The organism is Mesobacillus jeotgali, assembly GCF_031759225.1.
GTDB classification, from domain to species: Bacteria; Bacillota; Bacilli; order Bacillales; family Cytobacillaceae; genus Mesobacillus; species Mesobacillus jeotgali_B.
This window is the reverse complement of sequence record NZ_CP134494.1, coordinates 4,023,852-4,044,983: the sequence shown is the minus strand read 5'-3', so window position 1 is coordinate 4,044,983 and position 21,132 is coordinate 4,023,852. Positions and strand designations below refer to the sequence as shown.

General features: G+C 39.7%; 18 protein-coding genes. 14 read left to right on the top strand and 4 right to left on the bottom strand.

Features of this window, described 5'->3' with window-relative positions; genetic code table 11:
- The first annotated feature begins 600 nt into the window (after window positions 1-600).
- From RH061_RS20370 to RH061_RS20350, 5 genes are all read left to right on the top strand, one after another.
- Window positions 601-1,803: an IS110 family RNA-guided transposase gene (locus RH061_RS20370; RefSeq protein WP_311072619.1), complete on the top strand. Its 1,203-nt coding sequence runs from the start codon at window positions 601-603 to the stop codon at window positions 1,801-1,803.
- Window positions 1,804-2,116: 313 nt separating this feature from the next.
- Window positions 2,117-3,442, top strand: a complete 1,326-nt coding sequence (locus RH061_RS20365) for a TniQ family protein (protein WP_311072618.1) — start codon at window positions 2,117-2,119, stop codon at window positions 3,440-3,442.
- A gap of 558 nt (window positions 3,443-4,000) precedes the next feature.
- The gene (locus RH061_RS20360) at window positions 4,001-6,634 is read left to right on the top strand and encodes a Mu transposase C-terminal domain-containing protein (protein ID WP_311072617.1); all 2,634 of its coding nucleotides are present in this window, start codon (window positions 4,001-4,003) and stop codon (window positions 6,632-6,634) included.
- Complete coding sequence (locus RH061_RS20355) at window positions 6,627-7,781, top strand: TniB family NTP-binding protein (RefSeq protein WP_311072616.1); 1,155 nt, start codon at window positions 6,627-6,629, stop codon at window positions 7,779-7,781. Before RH061_RS20360 ends, RH061_RS20355 begins: the two co-directional genes overlap by 8 nt.
- Before the next feature lie 63 nt (window positions 7,782-7,844).
- Window positions 7,845-9,362, top strand: a complete 1,518-nt coding sequence (locus RH061_RS20350) for a TniQ family protein (RefSeq protein ID WP_311072615.1) — start codon at window positions 7,845-7,847, stop codon at window positions 9,360-9,362.
- Between the two features lie 304 nt (window positions 9,363-9,666).
- Here the strand turns inward: RH061_RS20350 and RH061_RS20345 are convergent, their stop codons facing one another.
- The gene (locus tag RH061_RS20345) at window positions 9,667-10,035 is read right to left on the bottom strand and encodes an LAGLIDADG family homing endonuclease (protein ID WP_311072614.1); all 369 of its coding nucleotides are present in this window, start codon (window positions 10,033-10,035) and stop codon (window positions 9,667-9,669) included.
- A gap of 244 nt (window positions 10,036-10,279) precedes the next feature.
- On the opposite strand from RH061_RS20345, the gene RH061_RS20340 reads away from it, so the two are divergent.
- Window positions 10,280-10,720: a GNAT family N-acetyltransferase gene (locus RH061_RS20340; RefSeq protein ID WP_311072613.1), complete on the top strand. Its 441-nt coding sequence runs from the start codon at window positions 10,280-10,282 to the stop codon at window positions 10,718-10,720.
- A gap of 127 nt (window positions 10,721-10,847) precedes the next feature.
- The gene (locus RH061_RS23110) at window positions 10,848-11,339 is read left to right on the top strand and encodes a hypothetical protein (protein ID WP_396654830.1); all 492 of its coding nucleotides are present in this window, start codon (window positions 10,848-10,850) and stop codon (window positions 11,337-11,339) included.
- A 55-nt stretch (window positions 11,340-11,394) separates the two neighbouring features.
- Here RH061_RS23110 and RH061_RS20330 read toward each other — a convergent pair whose 3' ends face one another.
- On the bottom strand, window positions 11,395-12,129 hold the full coding sequence (locus RH061_RS20330) for a YwaF family protein (RefSeq protein WP_311072612.1): 735 nt from the start codon (window positions 12,127-12,129) through the stop codon (window positions 11,395-11,397).
- 163 nt (window positions 12,130-12,292) lie between these two features.
- Here RH061_RS20330 and RH061_RS20325 point away from each other — a divergent pair, with 163 nt between their 5' ends.
- The 4 genes from RH061_RS20325 (at window position 12,293) to RH061_RS20310 (ending at window position 15,794) form a co-directional block, all read left to right on the top strand.
- Complete coding sequence (locus RH061_RS20325) at window positions 12,293-13,159, top strand: ABC transporter permease subunit (RefSeq protein WP_311072611.1); 867 nt, start codon at window positions 12,293-12,295, stop codon at window positions 13,157-13,159.
- Window positions 13,156-14,175 carry a hypothetical protein gene (locus tag RH061_RS20320; protein ID WP_311072610.1) on the top strand — a complete coding sequence of 340 codons (1,020 nt, stop codon included), beginning with the start codon at window positions 13,156-13,158 and terminating at the stop codon, window positions 14,173-14,175. The genes RH061_RS20325 and RH061_RS20320 overlap by 4 nt, the downstream gene beginning before the upstream one ends.
- A gap of 18 nt (window positions 14,176-14,193) precedes the next feature.
- Entirely contained in the window at window positions 14,194-15,108 is a 915-nt protein-coding gene (locus RH061_RS20315) for an ABC transporter permease (protein WP_311072609.1), read from the top strand.
- A gap of 122 nt (window positions 15,109-15,230) precedes the next feature.
- Window positions 15,231-15,794, top strand: a complete 564-nt coding sequence (locus RH061_RS20310) for an FAD-dependent oxidoreductase (RefSeq protein ID WP_311072608.1) — start codon at window positions 15,231-15,233, stop codon at window positions 15,792-15,794.
- Window positions 15,795-15,855: 61 nt separating this feature from the next.
- Here RH061_RS20310 and RH061_RS20305 read toward each other — a convergent pair whose 3' ends face one another.
- Both RH061_RS20305 and RH061_RS20300 read right to left on the bottom strand, forming a co-directional pair.
- Window positions 15,856-16,122, bottom strand: coding sequence for a DUF2188 domain-containing protein (locus tag RH061_RS20305; protein WP_396654829.1), 267 nt, complete (start codon window positions 16,120-16,122; stop codon window positions 15,856-15,858).
- A 91-nt stretch (window positions 16,123-16,213) separates the two neighbouring features.
- The gene (locus RH061_RS20300) at window positions 16,214-16,768 is read right to left on the bottom strand and encodes a DUF6944 family repetitive protein (RefSeq protein ID WP_311072606.1); all 555 of its coding nucleotides are present in this window, start codon (window positions 16,766-16,768) and stop codon (window positions 16,214-16,216) included.
- Window positions 16,769-16,949: 181 nt separating this feature from the next.
- On the opposite strand from RH061_RS20300, the gene RH061_RS20295 reads away from it, so the two are divergent.
- The 3 genes from RH061_RS20295 to RH061_RS20285 all read left to right on the top strand — a co-directional run bounded on the left by RH061_RS20295 (window position 16,950) and on the right by RH061_RS20285 (window position 21,092).
- Window positions 16,950-17,378 (top strand): cell wall hydrolase, encoded by a 429-nt coding sequence (locus tag RH061_RS20295; RefSeq protein ID WP_311072605.1) that lies wholly within the window; start codon window positions 16,950-16,952, stop codon window positions 17,376-17,378.
- A 137-nt stretch (window positions 17,379-17,515) separates the two neighbouring features.
- Complete coding sequence (locus RH061_RS20290; RefSeq protein ID WP_311072604.1) at window positions 17,516-17,971, top strand: MarR family winged helix-turn-helix transcriptional regulator; 456 nt, start codon at window positions 17,516-17,518, stop codon at window positions 17,969-17,971.
- Between the two features lies 1 nt (window position 17,972).
- Window positions 17,973-21,092 (top strand): MMPL family transporter, encoded by a 3,120-nt coding sequence (locus tag RH061_RS20285; protein ID WP_311072603.1) that lies wholly within the window; start codon window positions 17,973-17,975, stop codon window positions 21,090-21,092.
- Window positions 21,093-21,132: the final 40 nt, after the last annotated feature.

Sequence of the window (21,132 nt, the reverse complement as noted above, 5' to 3'; positions counted from 1 at the left end):
ATAATCTGATACAATAACCATATACTTTTTGGTGGGACGTCTCCTGTATAACTGTTGGCGCAGTTATACATTTATGGGGGACGTCTTTTCCTTTCTCCAGAATAAATGTCGAAATGTTTCGAATTATATACGGACATTATAATCGACTAATTCTGGACAGGCAATACCGTCAACTTTCGGATAATTAATGGCGTCAAAAACAATCCAGATAATCTGATTTATGATATTGCTTGGAAAAACGTTGATGAAATAAAGACTTTCGAATTATCATTTCCAGAAGATAGAGATTTTTTAATGGACTACATAACGAAAGAATACAAGTCCCAATCTCTATTGAAGTAACGGGTGCCTTCGTATTATAGAGTTAACCAGTATTTACTGGTTGGCTCTTTTTTTTATAGGACCTATTATTTCAGTAGCCAGGGTAGAACGTACGGGTGCGTGGGAGTTAGATCTCGTAATATAAACTGTTCGCCCCCTACTTGTAGAATGATGTTTGAGGCTGGTTGGGACAATTTTGATCTCGTATAACAAGCGAAGCTATGGAACTACAGGAAGGTATTGGGGTTACTGGCGAGTAAACAAAGGGAGAGATAATCATTGAATCCAGTAGTTGGCCTGGATGTGGCCAAAGGAGAAAGTGAAGCTCAGGCATTTCTAGATAAAGACAAGCCATTTGGAAAGAGCTTCAGGATAAAACATATCAAGGAGGATTTAGATACCTTCATCTCTTTTTTGAAAGAGATAGAAAGAAAGACTGGCGTTAGACCAGCAGTAATTCTTGAATCTACAGGTCATTACCATACACCAATTATTCAATGTCTGGAGGAGAGTCAATATCTATATATCTTGGTAAACCCCATCATTTCTCATCAGGCCAAGAAAACCAGTCTTAGAAAGGTAAAGACGGATGCCGTGGATGCATATCAACTTTGTGTTTTGTATTACAAGGAAGAATTTGAGCCTTATAAGAAACGAGGACTAAGGCTACTAAATTTAAGAACACTGTCAAGGCAATACGAAGCCGTTTCGAACCTTTACATTCAGGCAAAACTTCAATTCCACACAATTCTTGACCAGGTATTTCCGGAATATAGGGGAGTCTTTGGAGATCTATTTTCAAAAGTTTCTCTACAGATTTTAAAGGAGTTTCCTACATCTGAAGATGTTCTGAGGACTGGTGAAGTAAAGATACTGGAGCGAATTGTGGGAATGCGTATAAAACGGTCTGAAGGTTGGGCCAGGGAGAGGGTAGCTAAATTAATAGCTTCGGCTGAGCGAAATCCTTTCCAACAAGGTGTGTATCAAAGTCAGTTGTTCAGTTTGGATATGTATATCTCTATGCTTCTTCAGTACCAAGAACACCTATCCAATATAGAGGCAGAGATAGATGTCCTGGCAGAAGAAATTGAAGAATGTAAGATAATCCAATCAATTCCCGGTATAGGAGGAAAGATCGCGGCAACGATCATTTCCGAAATCGGAGAAATTGACCGGTTTAATCACCCTAAAAAACTTGTGGCTTACGCTGGAATTGATCCAAGTGTCCATTCATCAGGTAAGTTTACAGCTACTATAAATCATATTACTAAACGAGGTTCAAGCCGTTTACGGCACGCTTTGTATATGGCCGTTTTATGCGGTATAAGAAGCTCCAGGAACAAGAAGCTAAAAGAGTATTATGATCGGAAACGAAATGAAGGAAAGCCTTCAAAAGTAGCACTGATAGCTTGTGTAAACAAGCTTTTACACTGGATTTATGCAATCCTAAAAAGGAATGAGCAGTTCCTAGATATGGCTTAATGAACAAGATAAAACAGTTAATGAAAAACCTTCCAAACAGTATTTGGAGGGTTATTTGGCGTGCCTCCAAAAGTATAACACGGAAGAACAAATATTTTAATAAGAAGTTCTTGACTCCTATTAGCTGGTTTATGTTGAAGAAGCGCTTATGTTTTTTATGGATCTCTTGCTGGGCAGTGCAAATATACTGTTCAATATAAAATTGGAAATTCAAAACCTATAATTGTAGGTAGGATAATGGGTGCTTTCTTAAAATCAATTGGAATAAATTTCATAATAGGCGGAATAATACCTCTAAAATGAGGTGGCTTCCATGCATGAAAATTTATCAGGAACTCCAAGAAGTATCCTTTACAACTTAAAGCCGATTGGAATCGGGACAGAATTTGTTGAAAGCTTAACAAGTTATCTAACCAGAATCGCCTTTGAGCATACCACTACGGTTGGCCATTTGGTGAATAAGCTTTTAGTACCGACTATGGATAAGGATTATTTACTCAGAAGCAGTGATTTTGGTGGTAATCGTTTCTATGAGGGAGCCAAAACTTTAAACGGATATATGGAAAATTCCTATGACATGGTTTATTGCTTAAAGAAACTGACAAGAAGAATTGACTTACAAGAGTTAACTTTATTGAAATATAAAAATGTCATACCTTTAAGAGGACTATTTAAAAAAGCGTTGTTTTGGTGTTCATGTTGTATTAAAGAATGGGTAGATAACAGAAAGACGATATACTACCCCCTAATTTGGTATCTAGAACCTATAAAAGTATGCCACATTCACTCTTGTTATTTAGTTAATACGTGTCCATCATGCCATGAAAGACAGGATATTCTACGTAGGCAATCGATAGTGGGACTTTGCCAACATTGTAATCAAAGTTTAGGGGGAGGGGATCAAATAAAGCTATGTGATCAGGAGAGTTTAGAGTGGCAAAACTTTGTTTTCTTGAATATTAGTACATTGTTAACTAATGAGGATAAAGTGCCTTTACCATTAGATTTAAAGCTGGTTGAAAACCTCAATCTTATAAATGATAAAGTATTTAATGGAGCTATTAATCAATTTAGCCAGAAACTAAAATTTGCTCGAAACACAATTAGTGGTTGGTTAAAAGGTGACGTTAAGCCAACAATAGATAATCAACTGTATATATGTTATCAGTTAACCATCGGAATTGAGCAATTGTTATTTAAAAATGTCGATGTTGGAAAAATTGAAACTTTGAATAACGAGAAAAGAGAAGTTGCCGCTTTAGTAAAGGTCAGAAAACAGTTAGACAATATATATATTCAAAAGCAACTAGAAGAAATAATACAAGGAGAAGAAACTATTTCAATGGAAGTTGCCGCAAAAAGGGTAGGTATAAATAAAAGAACACTCTATAGAAACTTTGGTAATCTTTGTATTCAAATATCGAATCAATATAAGCATTACCTTGAGGAGCGAAAACATCAAAGAATAGTCGAACTAAAAGACCTGTTGGAGAAAACTTTTATAAATTTGTATCAACAAGGAATCTATCCAAGCAGAAGAAAAATGGAATTTTTCATGAATAAGCAAGGTGTATTGAAAGAAAGGATATTGCAAAAACATTGGCAGGATTTATTTATCAAACATAAGGTGAAATTATAATTACTTTCTAGGAAATATGTTGTTTTAATAAAAGCTTTAGTATATAATTTTTGAAAGTCCATTTTGGATTTCTTTAGTGTACTGACATATAAATTAAATTTCGATTATATAATATGGATTAATCTATATAGAATATAAAAAATATACAGTGGTGATGAAAATGTATTGTTTAGCTAATTCATCAATTATATATCGCTTTTTAAACTCCTCCTTATAAATAAGGGGGAGTTTTCTTTTGTGAAAATTTCATGAAACAAATTTCATTTTTTTCATTCCGATGCAATTTGGCGATTTTAAAGGGGAAATCAATGCTTTAATTGATTAAAAATGAAATATGTTTGACTGATGCAAAATTGTTTATGTAATCCATTTTTTAGAGCAGATGTAGGAGGTAATAAGAATCTTTAGATATATAACCAACAGAAGAGCAAAATTAATTTGGAAAATGAAAGAAATAAAGAGAAGTGCTTATTATACATGGACTAATATGGCTAATGGAGAAGCAATCTAGCTTTAATGAAGGGAAAATACAGTTAAAGAAAGGTGATAGGTGTGGCTATGAAATCTGAGGAATTTAATCAGTGGGCTGAGAAATTGAATTTGTCAAGGGAAGCTACAGAAGAGATTCAAATAATAAGGAGTTCCGATCCTTCTAGACGTGTCGGGGGTGGAACAAAAAATTCTTCTGGTATTTTTCCAAGCAAAAAAATGGGAGTTTCCATTCAATATGAAAGCTCGCACGTCGAATTACCGACAGTTTATATGTTAGAGTTTGATGAAAATGTGCTGGAATTTTATGATCAACCACCGAGCTTAAAATTAAAAAAGGTGGGATGGAGGACTCCAGATTATTTTGTTATTGAAAAGGACAAGGCTTATTGGGTTGAATGCAAGACAGAGGAGGAGCTAATAAAGCTCTCACAGAAACAGAACCCCAAGTATTATATGGATAAAGAAAGGACATGGCATTATACGCCAGGTGAAGAATACAGCAAAGAATTAGGATTAAACTTTTTCGTGGTATCCTCCAAAGAGTTAAGTCCGAGACTACAAAGAAATTTGGTCTATTTGAAGGATTACTTAAAAGGTAAGGAGCCAGATCCAGTAAGTATGAAAGAAATCAGAAAAAAAATTATGTCATGTCCTGGAATTACATTGCAAGCTCTAAGTGATTTGGCTGGTAATGAGTTTACAATAGATCATATCAATTCGTTAATTGCATTAGGCATAATATATGTTGACCTATTTGATTCATTATTGATTGAACCTGAGACTGTTAGGGTTTATTTATCAAAAGAGCAAAAAATAAGTTTTATTAATATGAGAGAACAAGCAAAGCAAAAGAAAACTCAAAAAATTACGGTATCATTTGGGTCAATGTTAATGTGGGGAGATAAACCGTGGAAAATAATAAATCATGATCATAATACGATCTTCTTAGCCTCAGAACAAGGAGAGCATAACTCTATTCCTCGTGATGTATTTGAGACTTATATATCTGAAGGGTATATAGTTGGAATAGATATTAAAAATGCAATGGATAATCCGAAAGTTAAAGAGATAATTGAAGCTACGACTGAAGAAGATTACGAAATAGCCAACAGAAGGTATGAGATTTTGAAAAAGCTAGAACGAGGGGAAGACATAAGCGACATTAAAGTAACCGATAGAACTATTCGAAACTGGAAACGGGATTTCAACAAGGCCAAAGAACTCTATGGAAACGGATTTTTAGGGTTAGTACCCAATAACAAAGGTAGAGGGAATCATAAAAGGAAAATCCCAGTTAAATCAATTGAACTAATGAATAAAGTAATTGATGAAAGTTATAAAACAATAAAATTAAAAACAGCAAAAATTGTACATCAAGAATATAAAAAACTTTGCAAAGAGAGTGGTATTAGAAACCCTGCAACCTACCAAACTTTTTGCAAGGAAATTAACCGTAGAAGCCAGTATGAACTTAAAAATAATAGAGAGGGAAGTAGAGCAGCATATGAGTATGAAGAGTTTCATTGGGTTATTGATGAGACCACACCAAGTCATGGGGACAGAGCTTTTGAAATAGCTCATATTGACCACACGCAAGTTGATGTAAGGCTTGATATAGGAAATGGGAAAACAAAAAAGCCGTGGTGTACTTTTCTGATTGATGCATTTTCAAGAAGAATACTTGCTTTCTACTTGTCATTTGATGCACCTAGTAAAAAAACGGAAATGATGATTATCAGAGAATGTGTGAAGAAATATAATAGGTTGCCACAATTGGTAGTAGTCGATGGAGGGAAAGACTTCCAGAGCACTTATTTTGACGCTCTTTTAATGAGATATGAAGTCACTAAGAAGGTTAGGCCTCCTGCTAAAGCACGATATGGAAACATAATAGAGCGGTTGTTTGGGGTTGCAAATAAAGCCTTCTTTCATAACTTGCAGGGAAATACTCAAATAATGAAAAATGTTCGTCAAGTTACGAAATCTGTTAATCCAGAAAACCATGCGGTTTGGAAATTGGAATTATTAGTAGAGAGATTAGAAAAGTGGATTGATGAGATTTATGACAATAAGGAACATTCAGCGTTATTTGATACACCAAAGAATGTATTTAATCAGTCGCTTGCTAAGACTGGAAAACGGCCAGATACTTATATTCCTTATAATGACGATTTTATTCTTATGACACTTCCTAATCCTGTTATACCAGAAAGAAAAGTGTATCCTGGAAAAGGATTTAAGTTAAATTATTTCTATTACTTTTGCGAAGAATTAAAGGACCCAAGAGTTGAAAATAAAAAGGTCGAAGTTCGTTACGATCCTTTTAATATTGGTATTGCTTATGCTTTTGTGAATAAGCGTTGGGTGAAGTGTTACTCGAGCTATTACGCATTTATAAAGAATAAAACAGAGAAGGAGCTTAAGCAAATTACTGAGGAGTTACTTGAAAAGAGAAAACAATATGAAAAAGGCAACCAACTTACGGATAAAATGATTGCAGAATTCATCTCCGAAACCGAAGAAATCGAAAAGTCACTGTGGGAAGATAAAATAAGCAATAGGAACAAGGAACAAGGGTCTCATTTCGAGGAAATTAAGCCGTCTGTTGAAACCAATGGATATGAAATAGAACCAGAATCTGAAATTGATGAAAGTGAAGATACAGATTTGTTACTCTTTGGGAGGGTAGGGGATGAGTAAAGATGAAAGAATGTTCGATTTAGAATTGTTAAATGCTTCAAATGATGAAAAAACAAAATTCTTTGAAGAGTATACCTTAGCACATCCCCATTTCATGAAAGTAAAAAATGAGGTAATAAAAGAAATAAAAGAACAAAATTATAACATTATAATGGTGATCGGGCCATCAAGAATTGGGAAGTCAAGAATGATACTTGAGATAATAGATGAGATCAATAAAGAGATGAATAAAGAAATGTCCGAAAATCAATCTATTATTCCTGTTTCTGGTATGGAGTTGCCTAATCCTGATAGTCGTAAATTTAACTGGAAGGACTTTTATAAGAGAGTTTTATTAGCAATGAGTGAAGAAATGGTTGAATATAAAGTCAACCTTAATGACTTGATGAACAAAAAGAAATCAAAAAGCATTAGTCCTTTTGACAGTAACACTTCACCAGAGTTGAGACAATCTATTGAGAGAGTTTTTTACCACCGTGAAACAAAAGCTTTTTTAATTGATGAAGCCCAGCACTTCTTCAAAATTGGAGGGGGATCAGATGCGTTAATAACACAATTTAATTCAATTAAATCCCTCTCTAATATGGCAGGAACTGTATTTGTTATGTTTGGTACTTATGATTTGAATACTATGATTAATCTTGATGGTCAACTGACAAGTCGAGTAAAGGAGATTCACTTTCCCCGCTATGATAATCAGGACAAAACTGATATGAATTTTTTTAAAGGTTGCATAAATTCGTTTCAAAAATTAATCCCAGTTTCAATTGAACCTCAGTTAGTGCAACATACACAATATCTTTATGAGAATAGCATTGGATGTGTTGGAATTTTAAAGCAGTGGTTACAACGCAGTTTAAATCAAGCATTAAGAGAAAATGCTGATACAGTGACTTTGGCTCATCTGAAACAAAATGCATTAAGTCTAAAGAAAGTTTTTCGGCTAGCTTCAGAAGCGGTTCATGGAGAAATGCAATTTTTAGATAATGGAGAACTCAGGGAAATGATTAGAAGTTTATACAGAGGTGAACTTGAAGAAGATTCAAGTGATACTCAGTCTTCCAAAGATTCATCCAAAAAGCGTAAGACAAATAGTAAAAAACCAGGTATACCAAATCCGGTTCGAAATAAAGTAGGTAAGGCATAGATAGAAGGGTTAAGGCTTTTATGGTCTTAACCCTTAAAAAAGTTAATATGAGGGGAATAAATCATGATTGATCAGTTGATCAAGAGAAAAATAAATGAGGTTAAACCGAGAAGTGTTTTTTTTGGAATAGAGCCTATTGGTCTCGGCACATCATATGTAGAGAGTTTATCTAGTTATATATCCAGACTAGCAATATATCATAATGTACCTATTACAATTCTTTTAAATGAAACTATTGGACCACGTTTAGAATCTACTTATCTGACAGATAAGTTTGCTAAGAGGCTTGCACCTAATCGTTATTATCTAATTAATGGCATAAGTTCAATAAATCGAGAGTTTATAAATGTACTAGAAAAATTGACTGGGAGGAATGATATCGAACATTTAACCTTTAAAAATTGGGAAGGGATATTTTCAAAGAATATTGTTGTAAAACACAAGAGGTGGTGTCCGGTTTGTCTAGAAGAATGGAGAAAAGAATCAAAACCCGTTTATGAACCATTGATTTGGTTGGTATCAGATATAGAAAAATGCGAGATCCATTATTCAAGACTAAAGGAACATTGTCATAACTGTGGCAAAAAATTGGCTTTTATTCATAGACACTCATTAGTAGGGCACTGTCAGTATTGTTATCAATGGTTAGGAGAAAGTGAATCATCTAATAAAAAAGAATATTTATCTAAAGAAGAACTTTTTCTAATAGAGTACTATAAGAAATTATTAGAATCTGGTTCTAAACAAACTTCATTTCCAAGTAAAAGTTTCATCTGTTTGGTACTTCCGCAGATAAAAGAAAGTTTAAAAATCGGTAGGGTTTTAGATTTTGCTCAGTTTTTGGACGTACGTTATCATAAGTTAATTGATTGGATGAAGAATCGTCATATTCCAAGTCCGGAAGCACTTGTTTCCATTTGTCAAAAACTAGATTGCACGATTGACGAACTATTATCGTTATCAATGGAAAATGACATATTGAACCACAAGTGTATAACTGATCAAGGTGTACTTCGAAAAAAGGTTACAAAAGAAAAGGTTTATAGCTCTTTACTAAACGAGATAAAAAAAGATAAACCAAGGAGTCTGGGACAAATTTGCAATGAATTAGGGGTTACTTCTAAATACGTATACTGGAATTACCCAATTCTGGGTAAGAAAATAAGTGATAAGTACTTATCTTTCAAAAACCAACAAGATATACAGGTGCACAATAAAATTAAAGAAGTTTTAGAAAAAAGCTTAAAAAAAGATGAGCCAGAAAGTCTAATCAAATGTTTAGATGATAATGATATATCATATAAAATTGCAAAAAGGCATCATCCAACTTTATGTCAGGAAATATCAACTAGGTTCTCAAATTATATTAGCGAAAATAAAAGAAAACGTCTAGAACAAACTCAGTCCCAGATTTTAAAAGTCATTTATGAATTAAATGAAGAAGGAATTTACCCTAGTGTAGCAAAAATAACCCAAAGAAATCCAGGTATTGACCCAAACATATTCCGTCAAAAGGTTTTTAATGATTTTCGAAAAACCACTGCTATTGAATTAGGGTATGAATTGTCAAAAAGGCGGTAAATCATAAAATTTCCTAAGATATAAAAATAAACCATAACGTTTCCGAAAGTATAAAAAATAAGGCCTTTTTTAGTGGGAATTTTATTTTTATTTATAGGTTCAAGATGAATCTAAAAACTAAAAATGGCTTAGCTCTTTAGTATCAATGGATGGAAACCATATGCTTGATTAAGTAGAAATTATATGGCTTACGTCACATGTGAACTAAAGCATAAGTTTGCCAGATGGCAGGCTTATGCTTTTTTTATTGTAAAAAAGAGCTTTCTTAAAACTTAAAGAATGATTCTTCAAATTCTACTTTTGCTTATAACATTTCAGGTCTATATTTACCATTGCGTGGAGTAACTGACTCGTAGTGATTTATTATCCATAATGCCCGCAGACGCTTCCGTTCAATTCTTAAAAAGGGTTGAATATGGTGTAGAGTAGTTAGGACTTCATCTTTATTCTTTATGGTCAAAGTATAAGAATTCTTATGTATGTTAGGCTTATAATTCTTTTTGTTTGTAATGGCTCCTCCAGTTAAAGTCTGAACATAAAGCAATAGTTCTTTATCTGTTGAAGCAATAGAAATCATTGGTCTGCGGTGTTCCTTATTATGCATTCTCGTTAAGGTAATACTTCCTTCACCGTCAATAACTCCTGCAATGTAGCTTGCTTCCCAACTTTCCATAAACCTTCTCCTCCGTATAGGAACGTATGTTCTTGTTCTTATTATAACCTTCTGTTGGCAAAAGTTAAATATAAAACAGATTTATGGACCTGTTTATTGCAGTGACTTGCTCCTGATTAAGTGTTTCTGAAGGCGTTTTTCAGTAAACGATAAAGGAATATGATTTCCATACTTTAATACAAGCACTCATATCGGAGACTTTCTATATATTAGTACATATTAGTTTTGAATCGAGGTATGTAGTATGGCGATCAGGAGAGCAACCCAGGCAGAGGCAAACTATATTGTTCAGTTGTCTGGCAAAGTGATGAAGGAGAGCTCGATGGGATACGCTGAAAATGGTGTGCAGAATGCATATAACCTTTTTATGCCTATAATCCAAAATGGGGGCTATTTTCTCATCGATATAGAAAACGGACGGGTGAGGGGATGGATCTTGCTGGCTACAGATTGGAACGCTGTAAAGGGCCAGGTCATGGGGAATCTGCTTAGTGCATATGTATTCCCAAAATTCAGGAGGTCAGGTGTCGCTTTGGATCTTGCGACAGCGGCGATTAATGAGTTGAAGGCGCTGGGAATCAGGACAATCCAGATTAATGTGTTCGACGGCAATCCTTCAAGAATCCTTTGTGAAAAATTGGGCTTTAAACCTGTCTCAACGGTAATGGAATTAGATATCCAATAACAACCTTATCTGGTCACAGGATCTCCGCTTGTTCCGGTTTATTAAGCTGAGCTGTTTGCATGAAGTGGGGCCCAGACAAAATTGGCGGAACATGCATAAGTATGGGAGAAGAGGAGGTTCTTAAAATATGTATCGATACGTGAATGGTTATCAACGAAATGATTATAGATTTGGCGCTGGTCTTGGCTGGTTGCCGTTTTTGGGCGGTTTAGCGGGTGGTTTTCTTGGCGGTGCTCTGGCAAATCCCCGTCCATTGCCACCGCCGCCTTTCGGATATCCGGGAGCAGGTTTCCCAGGAGTACCTTATTTTCCTCCTGGCGGTTATCCTGGTGCAGGATTCGGTGGTTACCCTGGACCAGGATTCGGTGGTTACCCGGGTGGCAATATAGGCGGTTATCCGGGACCAGGCTTCGGAGGTTACCCGGATGGCAATATAGGCGGTTATCCGGGAGTGGGGACAGGAGGATATCCAGGTCCGGCGGGAAGCGGCTACCCAATAGGACCCGGAGGATATCAGGAAGATGGCTATCCATTTTACGGCAATCCAGGATTAGATTCGTTCGGCTCTGGATATCCGGTAGCTGCTGATAATATAAAACTCCAGCGTTTGACTTGGTAGTTAGCTAACATTTGAAGATGGAGAGAAGCCCAGAGACCTCTGGGCTTTTTGTAGGTTAATCATGCTGTTTTTCCCGATGTATCTTGGTGGCTACCCAGAAGGGAAGATACAAGAGCACGAAGGTGATCAGTGCGATAACCTCCAGTGACAGGATATACCACGGCCATGGTCCAAGATAGTCAATCAGCGATGGATTGACTGGTTTTTCAGAGATGTACATATAGTTTCCTTCAATCAGGGAGTTGGTGATAAAGACGATCAGTGTATAGACGTTGAGCCAGAGAAATGCTTTCAAAATAGATTTCCCGGTCGGTCTGTATCCGGCCACAAATACCATGAACAGGTTGGCGATTACGGTTCCTCCATGGGAAATGAAGAAATGGACATAGCGGTAGTGTGGGAAGGTATACAGGCTGATGTCCGGCGTGATCATCGCCTGCAGGGCGCTGCCGACACCGACAAAATAGGTGAACTCGAATAATGCATAGTTTCTTGCTAAAAGTAAAATGGCGGAGAGGATGAGTGAGATGCTGCTCAGATGAAGGGGCAGCGAGTATTGGTAGCTCCAATGGCCGCTCCACCAAAGCCAGACTTGCAGGCTGATTTCAGAAATAATCAGCACAAAAAATAATCCGAACCGCGCAATACGGTTGGCACGGGGATTTCTCAGCGGCTTACGGAACAAGAAGAGCAGGATAGCCATAAGCAGGAAAGCCGCAAGCGTAAACATATGGACACTGGAAAATAGCTGAAAGACATCCTCTGTACCCGGCTCAAAGAGTTCCCTCATAAGCTCTTCCCCCCAATCACAGATAAGTTTAATTCTTCCAAATCACATTCTTACTTTAACATATTACAGGCTGATTTTTAGTATTAAGCAAAATTCTTCAGTTAGTGAAACTTTCTCTCCACAAGCATCGTTTAACATAAAAATATTCCTGGAGGGCCATGGAATGAAGTTGTTTGTTCATTACCTGTTCAGAGGATTGTGTATTTTAGCGGGAACCGTATTATTCCTATCCATTCCTCGGCTTTTTTATGTTGAAGAAAAGAGGCTGATGTTTGGACCGGAGTTTTTTCTAGGTTCTCTGCAGGACGTAACTGGACAAATATTTCGGTTCAATCCTTCTCTGCTTATCCATCAATGGATGACAACAAATATTGCAGAACGTTATTTTTATACCCTGCAGCTTCTCGGTCTTTCCTTGCTGGCGATGGTCACGGGAGGCATCATCCTTACAGGGCTTTTTATCATCACTCCGAAAAAAATCCAATCAAAGATGAAGGACTTGATCAATTTTAGTGAAGCTGTTCCTGATTTATTGATCATTTTCATCCTTCAATTCGTGGTGATCTACATGTATAAGGAAACGGGGATCAAGCTGTTCAGGCTTTATGGATTGAGCGAAAAATCCTATTTGATGCCTGTTTTGGTTGTGTCGCTTTTGCCATCCTTCTTTATGGCACAGTTTCTGATCAAAGAAATCGAAAGCGAATGGGAAAAGGATTATGTCATTTTTGCGAAATCGAAGGGGCTGCATAACCTGACCATATATTTCAAGCATATCCTTCGCAATGTATTGCCAATGGCGGTCATCCAGTTAAGGACTTTAATCTGGATCCTTCTGTCCAATCTCGTTTTGATTGAATACTTATTTGCTCTCCAGGGGTTCACAAAAGATATGGATACTATTTTCACGAAAGATGCTCCGTCAGTGATTGTTTTTTGCGTCCTGATCGCAGTGCCAATTCTTTTCGTTGATTTGCTGGCAAGAATCACTGCCCATGTCTATCGCGGAAAAGATGAGGTCCATCTATGAGCAATTACAAGAAAACAATTACTGGCTTCCTATTGATACTCGGACTGTTCATTGTCAGCCTGATGTATCCTTTGTATGGCGACAAAGAATATAATGAAGAGTTTTTCCTGTACGATTCAAATGGAACCGTTATAGGCAAGGCGCCAACCCCGCCCACGCTTGACCACCCATTGGGAACGGACCGGAACGGGCAGGACATGGTCTATATCCATCTATACGGTGCTAAGTTCACGATTGCTGCTGTGTTCGTTATAACAGCAACGAGGATTGTATTTGGGGTCACAACTGGAATAATGGTTGCCCTCTGGCTGCCAAAAGTAAAAGTCTACTTTAAGGATTTCTTCCTGGGATTCCGCTATGTGCCGGGTTTGATCATTGTCCTGTTTTTAATGAGGCCAGTTACAGGCCAGTATACGGGAATCCCCGTATGGACCGCCGCAGCCTATCAGATCGGTGTGCTAACATTGATTGCCTATCCGGCTATCGTGCTGATCACGATTGACTTCATTGAAGTCATGCAAAAAAAATCATTTGTACTGTCTTCCTATTTAATGGGAGGCAGCCGGTCTCATGTGCTAACCAAACATATCTGGCCATTTTTAAAATCAACGGGACTGCTGATGTTTGTTCAGCAGATGTTAAGTACTTTGATCATGATCATGCATCTGGGCCTTTTTGAATATTTCATGGGAGGAAGGACGAAAGGCGGCATCTTTACACCGCCCGGGGAACGGCCTGTGGCAGAGACTCTATCAAATGAATGGGGCGGGCTGATTGGCCAAAACTTCAAGGTCATGATGCAGTATCCATGGATTGTATTGAGTACAATGATATTCTTCTTTTTCCTGATCGGAGTCACGAACATGATGAAAAAAGAACTTGAAAGAAGTTTGGCCTATGAGAATATCGACTTCATCAATAAAATGAAGAAAAAGAAGGAAATCAAACATGTTGACCAGGAAAAGGAAATATCTGCTGCTTCTTTTCGGTTGGTCAATGAACAAAAATCAGATTGATATTTGAGAGGGTAGAATATGAAACTATTAATGTTTTCTATTAAAAGAGTACTGATTGCCATTCCCAACTTGCTCCTGACCTCCATGGTCGTCTTCTTTTTATACATGATGATGCCAAGGGTGATGGGCACTGACTATGATTTGGCTATTATTTGGATGGAGTATAAAAAATGGATCATGAGTTACATTTCAGGTGATCTCGGGATATCCTCCTACTACCGTGTCCCCGTTACCTTGATTCTTAAGGAGAAAATGAAAAATACGCTTATTTTGGGAGTTGCATCTTTACTGATCACCTATGTTCTTTCTTTCTTCATGGGAAGGTATGCTGGCCGTCATCCTAACACATTAGGTGACCGGTTGATCAGCGGAATAAATTATACTGGCCTTTCATTTCCGATGATTGTCGTTGCTGTCTATTCCATCTATTTTTTCTCATTCGAACTGAACTGGTTTCCTTCGAATGGATCTGTTGATATTACTGTTCCTGAAGGGACTCTTGAATACTGGCTTGACAAGCTTCATCATCTTATTTTGCCGGCTACAGTCCTCGGAATCGTGGCCACGGCGACATATACACAATTTTTACGGGATGACATCATCGATAACAGCACCAAGGATTTTGTGAGGACGGCGAGAGCTATCGGTGTTTCCGAAAAAAGGATCTACAATGTGCATATTCTGAAAAATTCCTTAATCCCGATAGTGACTTTTCTTGGATTTGATATGGTCAATCTAGTGAACGGAGCGATCATTGTTGAAACGATTTTCACTTATCCTGGCATTGGCCAGCTATTTATCAAGGCTATTGATATGAGGGACCATGCGATGGTGATGAACCTGACGATGATTTTTTCGACGATTATGATCGTTGGCAATATGATTGCAGATATCCTATATGGAGTGGTGGATCCGCGCATAAAGTTAGAGTAATGGAGAACTCATCCTATTGGCTGGGTTCTTTTTTTGTGAAAAAACTCCTAGGTTTAAAATATTCGCTTATGGAAAGGAATTTGTTATGATTATATTGAAATAGAAAAAGGAGGATTTTTCCTATGTATGATGTAGCAATTATCGGAGCTGGACCTGCAGGCGGAAGCGCAGCGATTTTCGCAGCAAAGGCTGGCAAGAAAACAATCGTGCTGGACAACAATAAAAGTGTAACGAAGCGTGCTTGGATGGAGAACCACTATGGTGCTCCTGAAATCGCAGGCCCAGACCTGGTCGAGACTGGAATCAAGCAGGCGAAGAAATTCGGTGCCGAGTTCGTTGAAACGACAGTTACTTCTGTCAGCAAAACAGACAGCGGCGTTAAAGTCGTGACTGAAAATGGCGAGTATGAAGCAAAGCATGTCATCATCGCTTCAGGCATGATGACAGATGTAGCTGAAGCATCAGGTCTTGCGACAAAAGATGGCACAGAGCCAAGAATCAAGACAATCTTTGATGTAGATGCTGCCGGTAAGACAAATGTTGAAGGCGTTTGGGCTGCAGGTACTTGCGCAGGCGTCAGCATGCACACAATCATAACAGCTGGAGACGGTGCGAAGGTAGCCATCAATGTCATCAGTGAACTGAATGGCGAGCGTTATGTAGACCATGATGTTTTAAAAGCATAATTTGTTAAAGCCTTGCAGCAATCTGCAAGGCTTTAACATTAGTAATATCCTTTTGAAATTATCAGCTGCTGTAATTGACCTGATCCTCAATCTTCCCATCTTCATCGTGAATATAGGCCATCGTGCCAGCTTCTTCAGCCATCCGTTTAGCTTCGCTCACAGCCTCGGATCTAGAATCAGTAGTAAATTCCGGGTCATCCTGTCCTTCTCTTTTGACAGCCCATCCTTCTTCATCATGAGGCACGGCATGGAATCTGGCATCATCTGTTCCAGCCCGGTCCTTAAAGTAATCTTCACGTTCCATACGGTTGTCATTATTTTTTGCCATGTTCATTACCTCCTGGATTGCTGGATTACCTGTAAAAGGTATTATGAATTTACCCTCGTTGTTTTGAAGGAAACAAGAATATTTCTGCTATTCAACCAGTTTCATCCAAAAAATCTATTGTAGAACCAACCGCCTCAATAATGGAGCCTGTAGCCTGAATCCAACTCCCGGCTGTATTGATATTTTCCCCTTCCCCGCCCCGAAGCTCGATGATGCCTGAGATCGCTTGCATTGAATTCCCGATGATTTGAAGCAGGTTTCCATATAGATGGTAAAGTGATTCCATGGAATGCTCTTCTGTTAAAGTATCTTTGAGGGCTGCGCTGCCTCCAAGTGCCTGCATCAGATTGCCTTTGATATCCAGTTCCTGTTTCGTTTCATTATCCACAGGAAGAAGAATGCCCGCAATCACCGTAAGATTCCCTGCCGACTGAAGCATGTTTCCGAACTTCTCCATTGTAAAATGTGGCTCGCTATCTGCAATCAATGCATTGCCTAATGCCTGAAGCTCATTCCCCCACAGATTGAGGCTTTCCATATGGCTTTCGGTAAACCCCTTTAATGGTGTGCTTCCGATTGCGGCCAGAGTGGTACCGGCTGCCTGTACCCACGCACCAAAAACTTCCTTTTGCTCATTTTCCATCATCAAGTTCGCCGCCTTCATACTCCTACATCTTATACAATTTTAAAGGGATTTGTTATGCAAATAAGAAGAAATCCGTATAGCCCAAGCTTTTGAAAAATAGGAATTAAAGTGAAGGAGTGTAGCCCGGGAACAGGTGGGTTACTCACCCATGTACCGAGAATCCGATGGTGGAGGTTTTAACATGGCAGTTGTAAAGCATACAGAGTCGGATATAGATTTGTTGGCCAGACTCCTGAGGGCAGAGGCGGAAGGGGAAGGCCAGCAAGGAATGTTGATGGTCGGCAATGTTGGCATCAACCGGATCAGAGGCAATTGTTCTGACTTTAAAGGATTGAGGACAATTCCACAGATGATTTACCAGGAACACGCCTTTGAAGCTGTGCAGAAGGGCTATTTTTACCAGAGGGCCAGGGAAGTGGAAAAAAGGCTGGCAAGGCGGGCCGTAAAAGGTGAACGTGTATGGCCTTCGAAATTCGCTCTATGGTACTTCCGGCCGCCGGGTGATTGCCCGCCAACCTGGTACAATCAGCCGCTGGCAGGGCGTTTCAAACTGCACTGTTTCTATGAGCCGACAGGGCAAGAATGCGAGAATATCTATAATACATTCTGATGGACTGCCAAATCGTTTGGCAGTCTCTTTTTATCTTGACATCAAAATTGATAAGGATTAAAGTTAAATAGGTTAATAGTTAAACTGTTTAACAGTTAAAAGGTAGAATGAAATCCAGGCGAGGTGAATACATAATCATGTGCGATAAATCAATTAAGGAATTGGTTGATCACTATATCCATGTTTCCTTTTCAGTCAACAAGATCGCCGAGGGGATGATCAAGGAAGAAATCGGATCAGACCTTACGAATGATCAACATTATACATTGCGCTATATCAACAAAGTGGGTACATGCACATCCTCCGAGCTGGCAGAAGTCTTTGATGTGAAAAAGAGTGCAATCACCGCAATCATTACGCGCTTATGGGAAAAAGGCTTCATCCAGAGAACGAGGGATGAGGATGACAGGCGTTTGGTGTATCTGGCTTTGACGGATAAAGGAAACGAAATGTTCCAAAAAACGGAGGAGCGGATTCAGTCACTTGTTGAATCGTTTATTACACAGTTCGACCAGGATGAAATCGTCCAGTTCCTTAAGACGTACGACAAGCTGAATGATATTTTAGCAGAAAGAAAGAGCAGGGTGGAATAACGTGAAATTCATTATTAAACAGAAATGGTTTGTTATTATTGCGTGGATTCTTGTGGCTGCAGGTCTGTTCATGGCTGCACCGAATATGGCGGAGCTTGTCCGGGAAAAAGGGCAAATCACCGTACCTGACGAATATTCATCGACCTTGGCAGGCAAGATCATGGATGAAGTCAGGGAACAGGAAGGCGGAGGCGATGAAACCCAGGTTGCTCTCGTCTTCCATAGTGAGAAAAAATTGACTCAGGCAGAAATCAAGGAGGCGGAGAAAGCAATCCGCGAACTTGAGGCTAACAAGGAGGAAATCGAGATCACCGACATCCTGACTCATTTCAATGAGGAGAGCCTGAAGGAACAGCTTGTCTCAGAAGATGGAAAGTCAATTTTGACATCTGTGACGGTCAGCTGGAATGACCGCGAACCTTCTGAGGTAAGCAAGCTTCTTTATGAAACGATTGAAGATGTCGAAGTCGACCATTATTACACCAGTCAGTGGCTGATCAATGAAGATTTGATGACAAGCTCTGAAGAAGGCTTGAAAAAGACGGAAGGAATTACGGTCGTCTTTATCCTCGTGGTGCTTTTGCTTGTGTTCAGGTCGGTCATCGCTCCTGTCATTCCATTGTTGACAGTAGGGATGGCGTATCTTGTATCACAATCCATTGTAGGAATGCTCGTTGATCGATTGGATTTCCCGCTCTCGAACTATACACAGATATTCCTCGTGGCTGTATTGTTCGGAATCGGAACCGATTACTGTATTTTATTGCTCAGCCGATTTAAGGAAGAGCTTGCCCAACATGAAAATGTGGCAGATGCGATTGTCGCTACCTATAAAAATGCAGGGCGCACCGTGTTTTTCAGTGGCATAGCGGTTATGATCGGCTTCGCGGCTATTGGATTCTCGCAGTTCATTTTATACCAGTCCGCTGCAGCGGTTGCGATTGGCGTGGCCATGCTTTTGCTAGGATTATTCACTATTGTCCCATTTTTTATGGCGGTATTAGGGACAAAGATTTTCTGGCCTTCAAAGCAAAGTGCCGAACATGGTGAAAGCAAATTATGGGGCACGGTCGGAAGTTTCTCGCTGGCGCGCCCATTCCTGAGTCTGCTGATTGTTGCAGCTGTGTGTGTACCGTTCCTCGTGGCTTATGATGGGGAGTTAAGCTACAACTCACTGGATGAAATCAGCGGCGATGTAAATTCCATCAAAGCCTTCAATGCGATTGCAGACAGTTTCGGACCTGGTGAATCGATGCCAACCCAGGTCATCCTGAAAAATGACGAAAGAATGGATTCGGCTGAATACATCGAGCTGGCTGAGAGAATCAGCTCTGAGTTGGAAAAGGTCGACCTGGTTGACACAGTGCGCTCGGTGACAAGGCCGACCGGTGAACCTATCAAAGACTTCTTGGTGTCCAAACAGGCTGAAACGCTAGGTTCTGGACTTGGAGAAGGAAAAGACGGGCTGGATAAAATAAGTGAAGGTCTTCAAGAGGCTGAATCTGAACTGTCAAAGTCAGCACCGGAATTGGATGGTGCAGCTGATGGAATCAACCAGCTGATTGATGGCACGACCGAGATAAAGTCCGGTCTTGGTGAAATCCAGACCAATCTGGCTAAAATCGAAAACGGCATCCGCCAGGGATCTGCCGGTTCAGATCAGATACAGGACGGGTTAGCAGAAGCCAAGGCGGGAGCCGAGGCATTGTTGGCTGGTTATCAGGAGCTTCAGGGTAAGTATGTAGAGATGCAGAAGGGCTTGACAGAGCTTGAAGCGGGATACAAGCAGGCTGGCGATGGTATTGCTAAGCTATCAGGTGGTATCACTCAGGCAAATGGTCAGCTTTTTGGCTATTTAGAAAATAGAGATGAAACGTTAAAAGGAGACCAAAACTACCAGGAAATAAAAGGTCAGCTCACTTATATGCAGAATGAACTTGCAACAGCATCTGCAGGTCTGAATCAACTTAATGAGATAATGCCGCAGCTTACCGGTGGCATGGCAAAGGCAAACGAAGCCTTTGCAGGTGCACTTACCAAGCAGGCTGAATTCGGCCCGGGGCTTGAACAGCTCATCGACGGAATCGAGCAGCAGCAGGCAGGATTGAATCAGCTTGCTGACGGCCAGGGGAAAATCGTCGATAATTTCCCTAAGCTGACAAATGGATTGACTGGAATCAACGCCGGACAGGAGCAGCTGCTTGCTGGTTTTGGCGGTCTTGGAGGCCAGTTGGAACAGCTTACGGATGGACTCAACCAGAGTACGGATGGGTTGAACCAGGTGTCGGAAGGTCTTGGCTCTGCGCAGGAATACCTGGATGGATTGGCTGAATCGGATTCCAACGGATTTTATTTGCCTGCTGATGTTCTTGAGAGCGAGGATTTCGCACAGGTATTTGATGTCTATATGTCAAACGACCGCAAAGTCATGACAATGGATGTCATTTTCGAAGCTAACCCTTATTCAAATGAGGCAATGGCGAAGGTGGCTGAAATCGAAGAAGCGGTCGAGCGCGCGACGAAAGGAACAAAGCTTGAAAATGCCGATTTAGCCATTGGCGGCATCACGAGCACCAACGCGGACCTTGATACGATGTCCGGTCAGGACTATTCCCGTACGGTCATCTTGATGCTGCTTGGGATCGGCATCATCCTTGTGTTCTTGTTCCGCTCCATCATCATGCCGATTTATATCATCGGGTCATTGATTTTAACGTATTATACAGCAATGGCAGTCAACGAGGTCATTTATGTTGATATCCTTGGCTACTCAGGCATCAGCTGGGCGGTTCCGTTCTTCGCCTTTGTCATCCTCGTTGCCCTGGGGGTTGACTACAGCATCTTCCTGATGGACCGATTCAATGAATATAAGAACCTATCCATCTCTGAAGCGATGCTCCTTTCGATGAAAAAGATGGGAACAGTCATCATCTCGGCAGCCGTCATCCTAGGCGGAACATTCGCAGCGATGATGCCATCCGGAATGATGTCATTGCTGCAAATTGCATCGATCCTCCTTGTAGGATTGTTCCTGTACGCATTCATCATGCTGCCGCTGTTCATCCCGGTATTGGTGAAGAACTTCGGCGAAGCAAACTGGTGGCCGTTTAAAAGAGCATAGTTAGAGCACGCGTAAGCCTTCTATCCAGACCGAAGCGGAT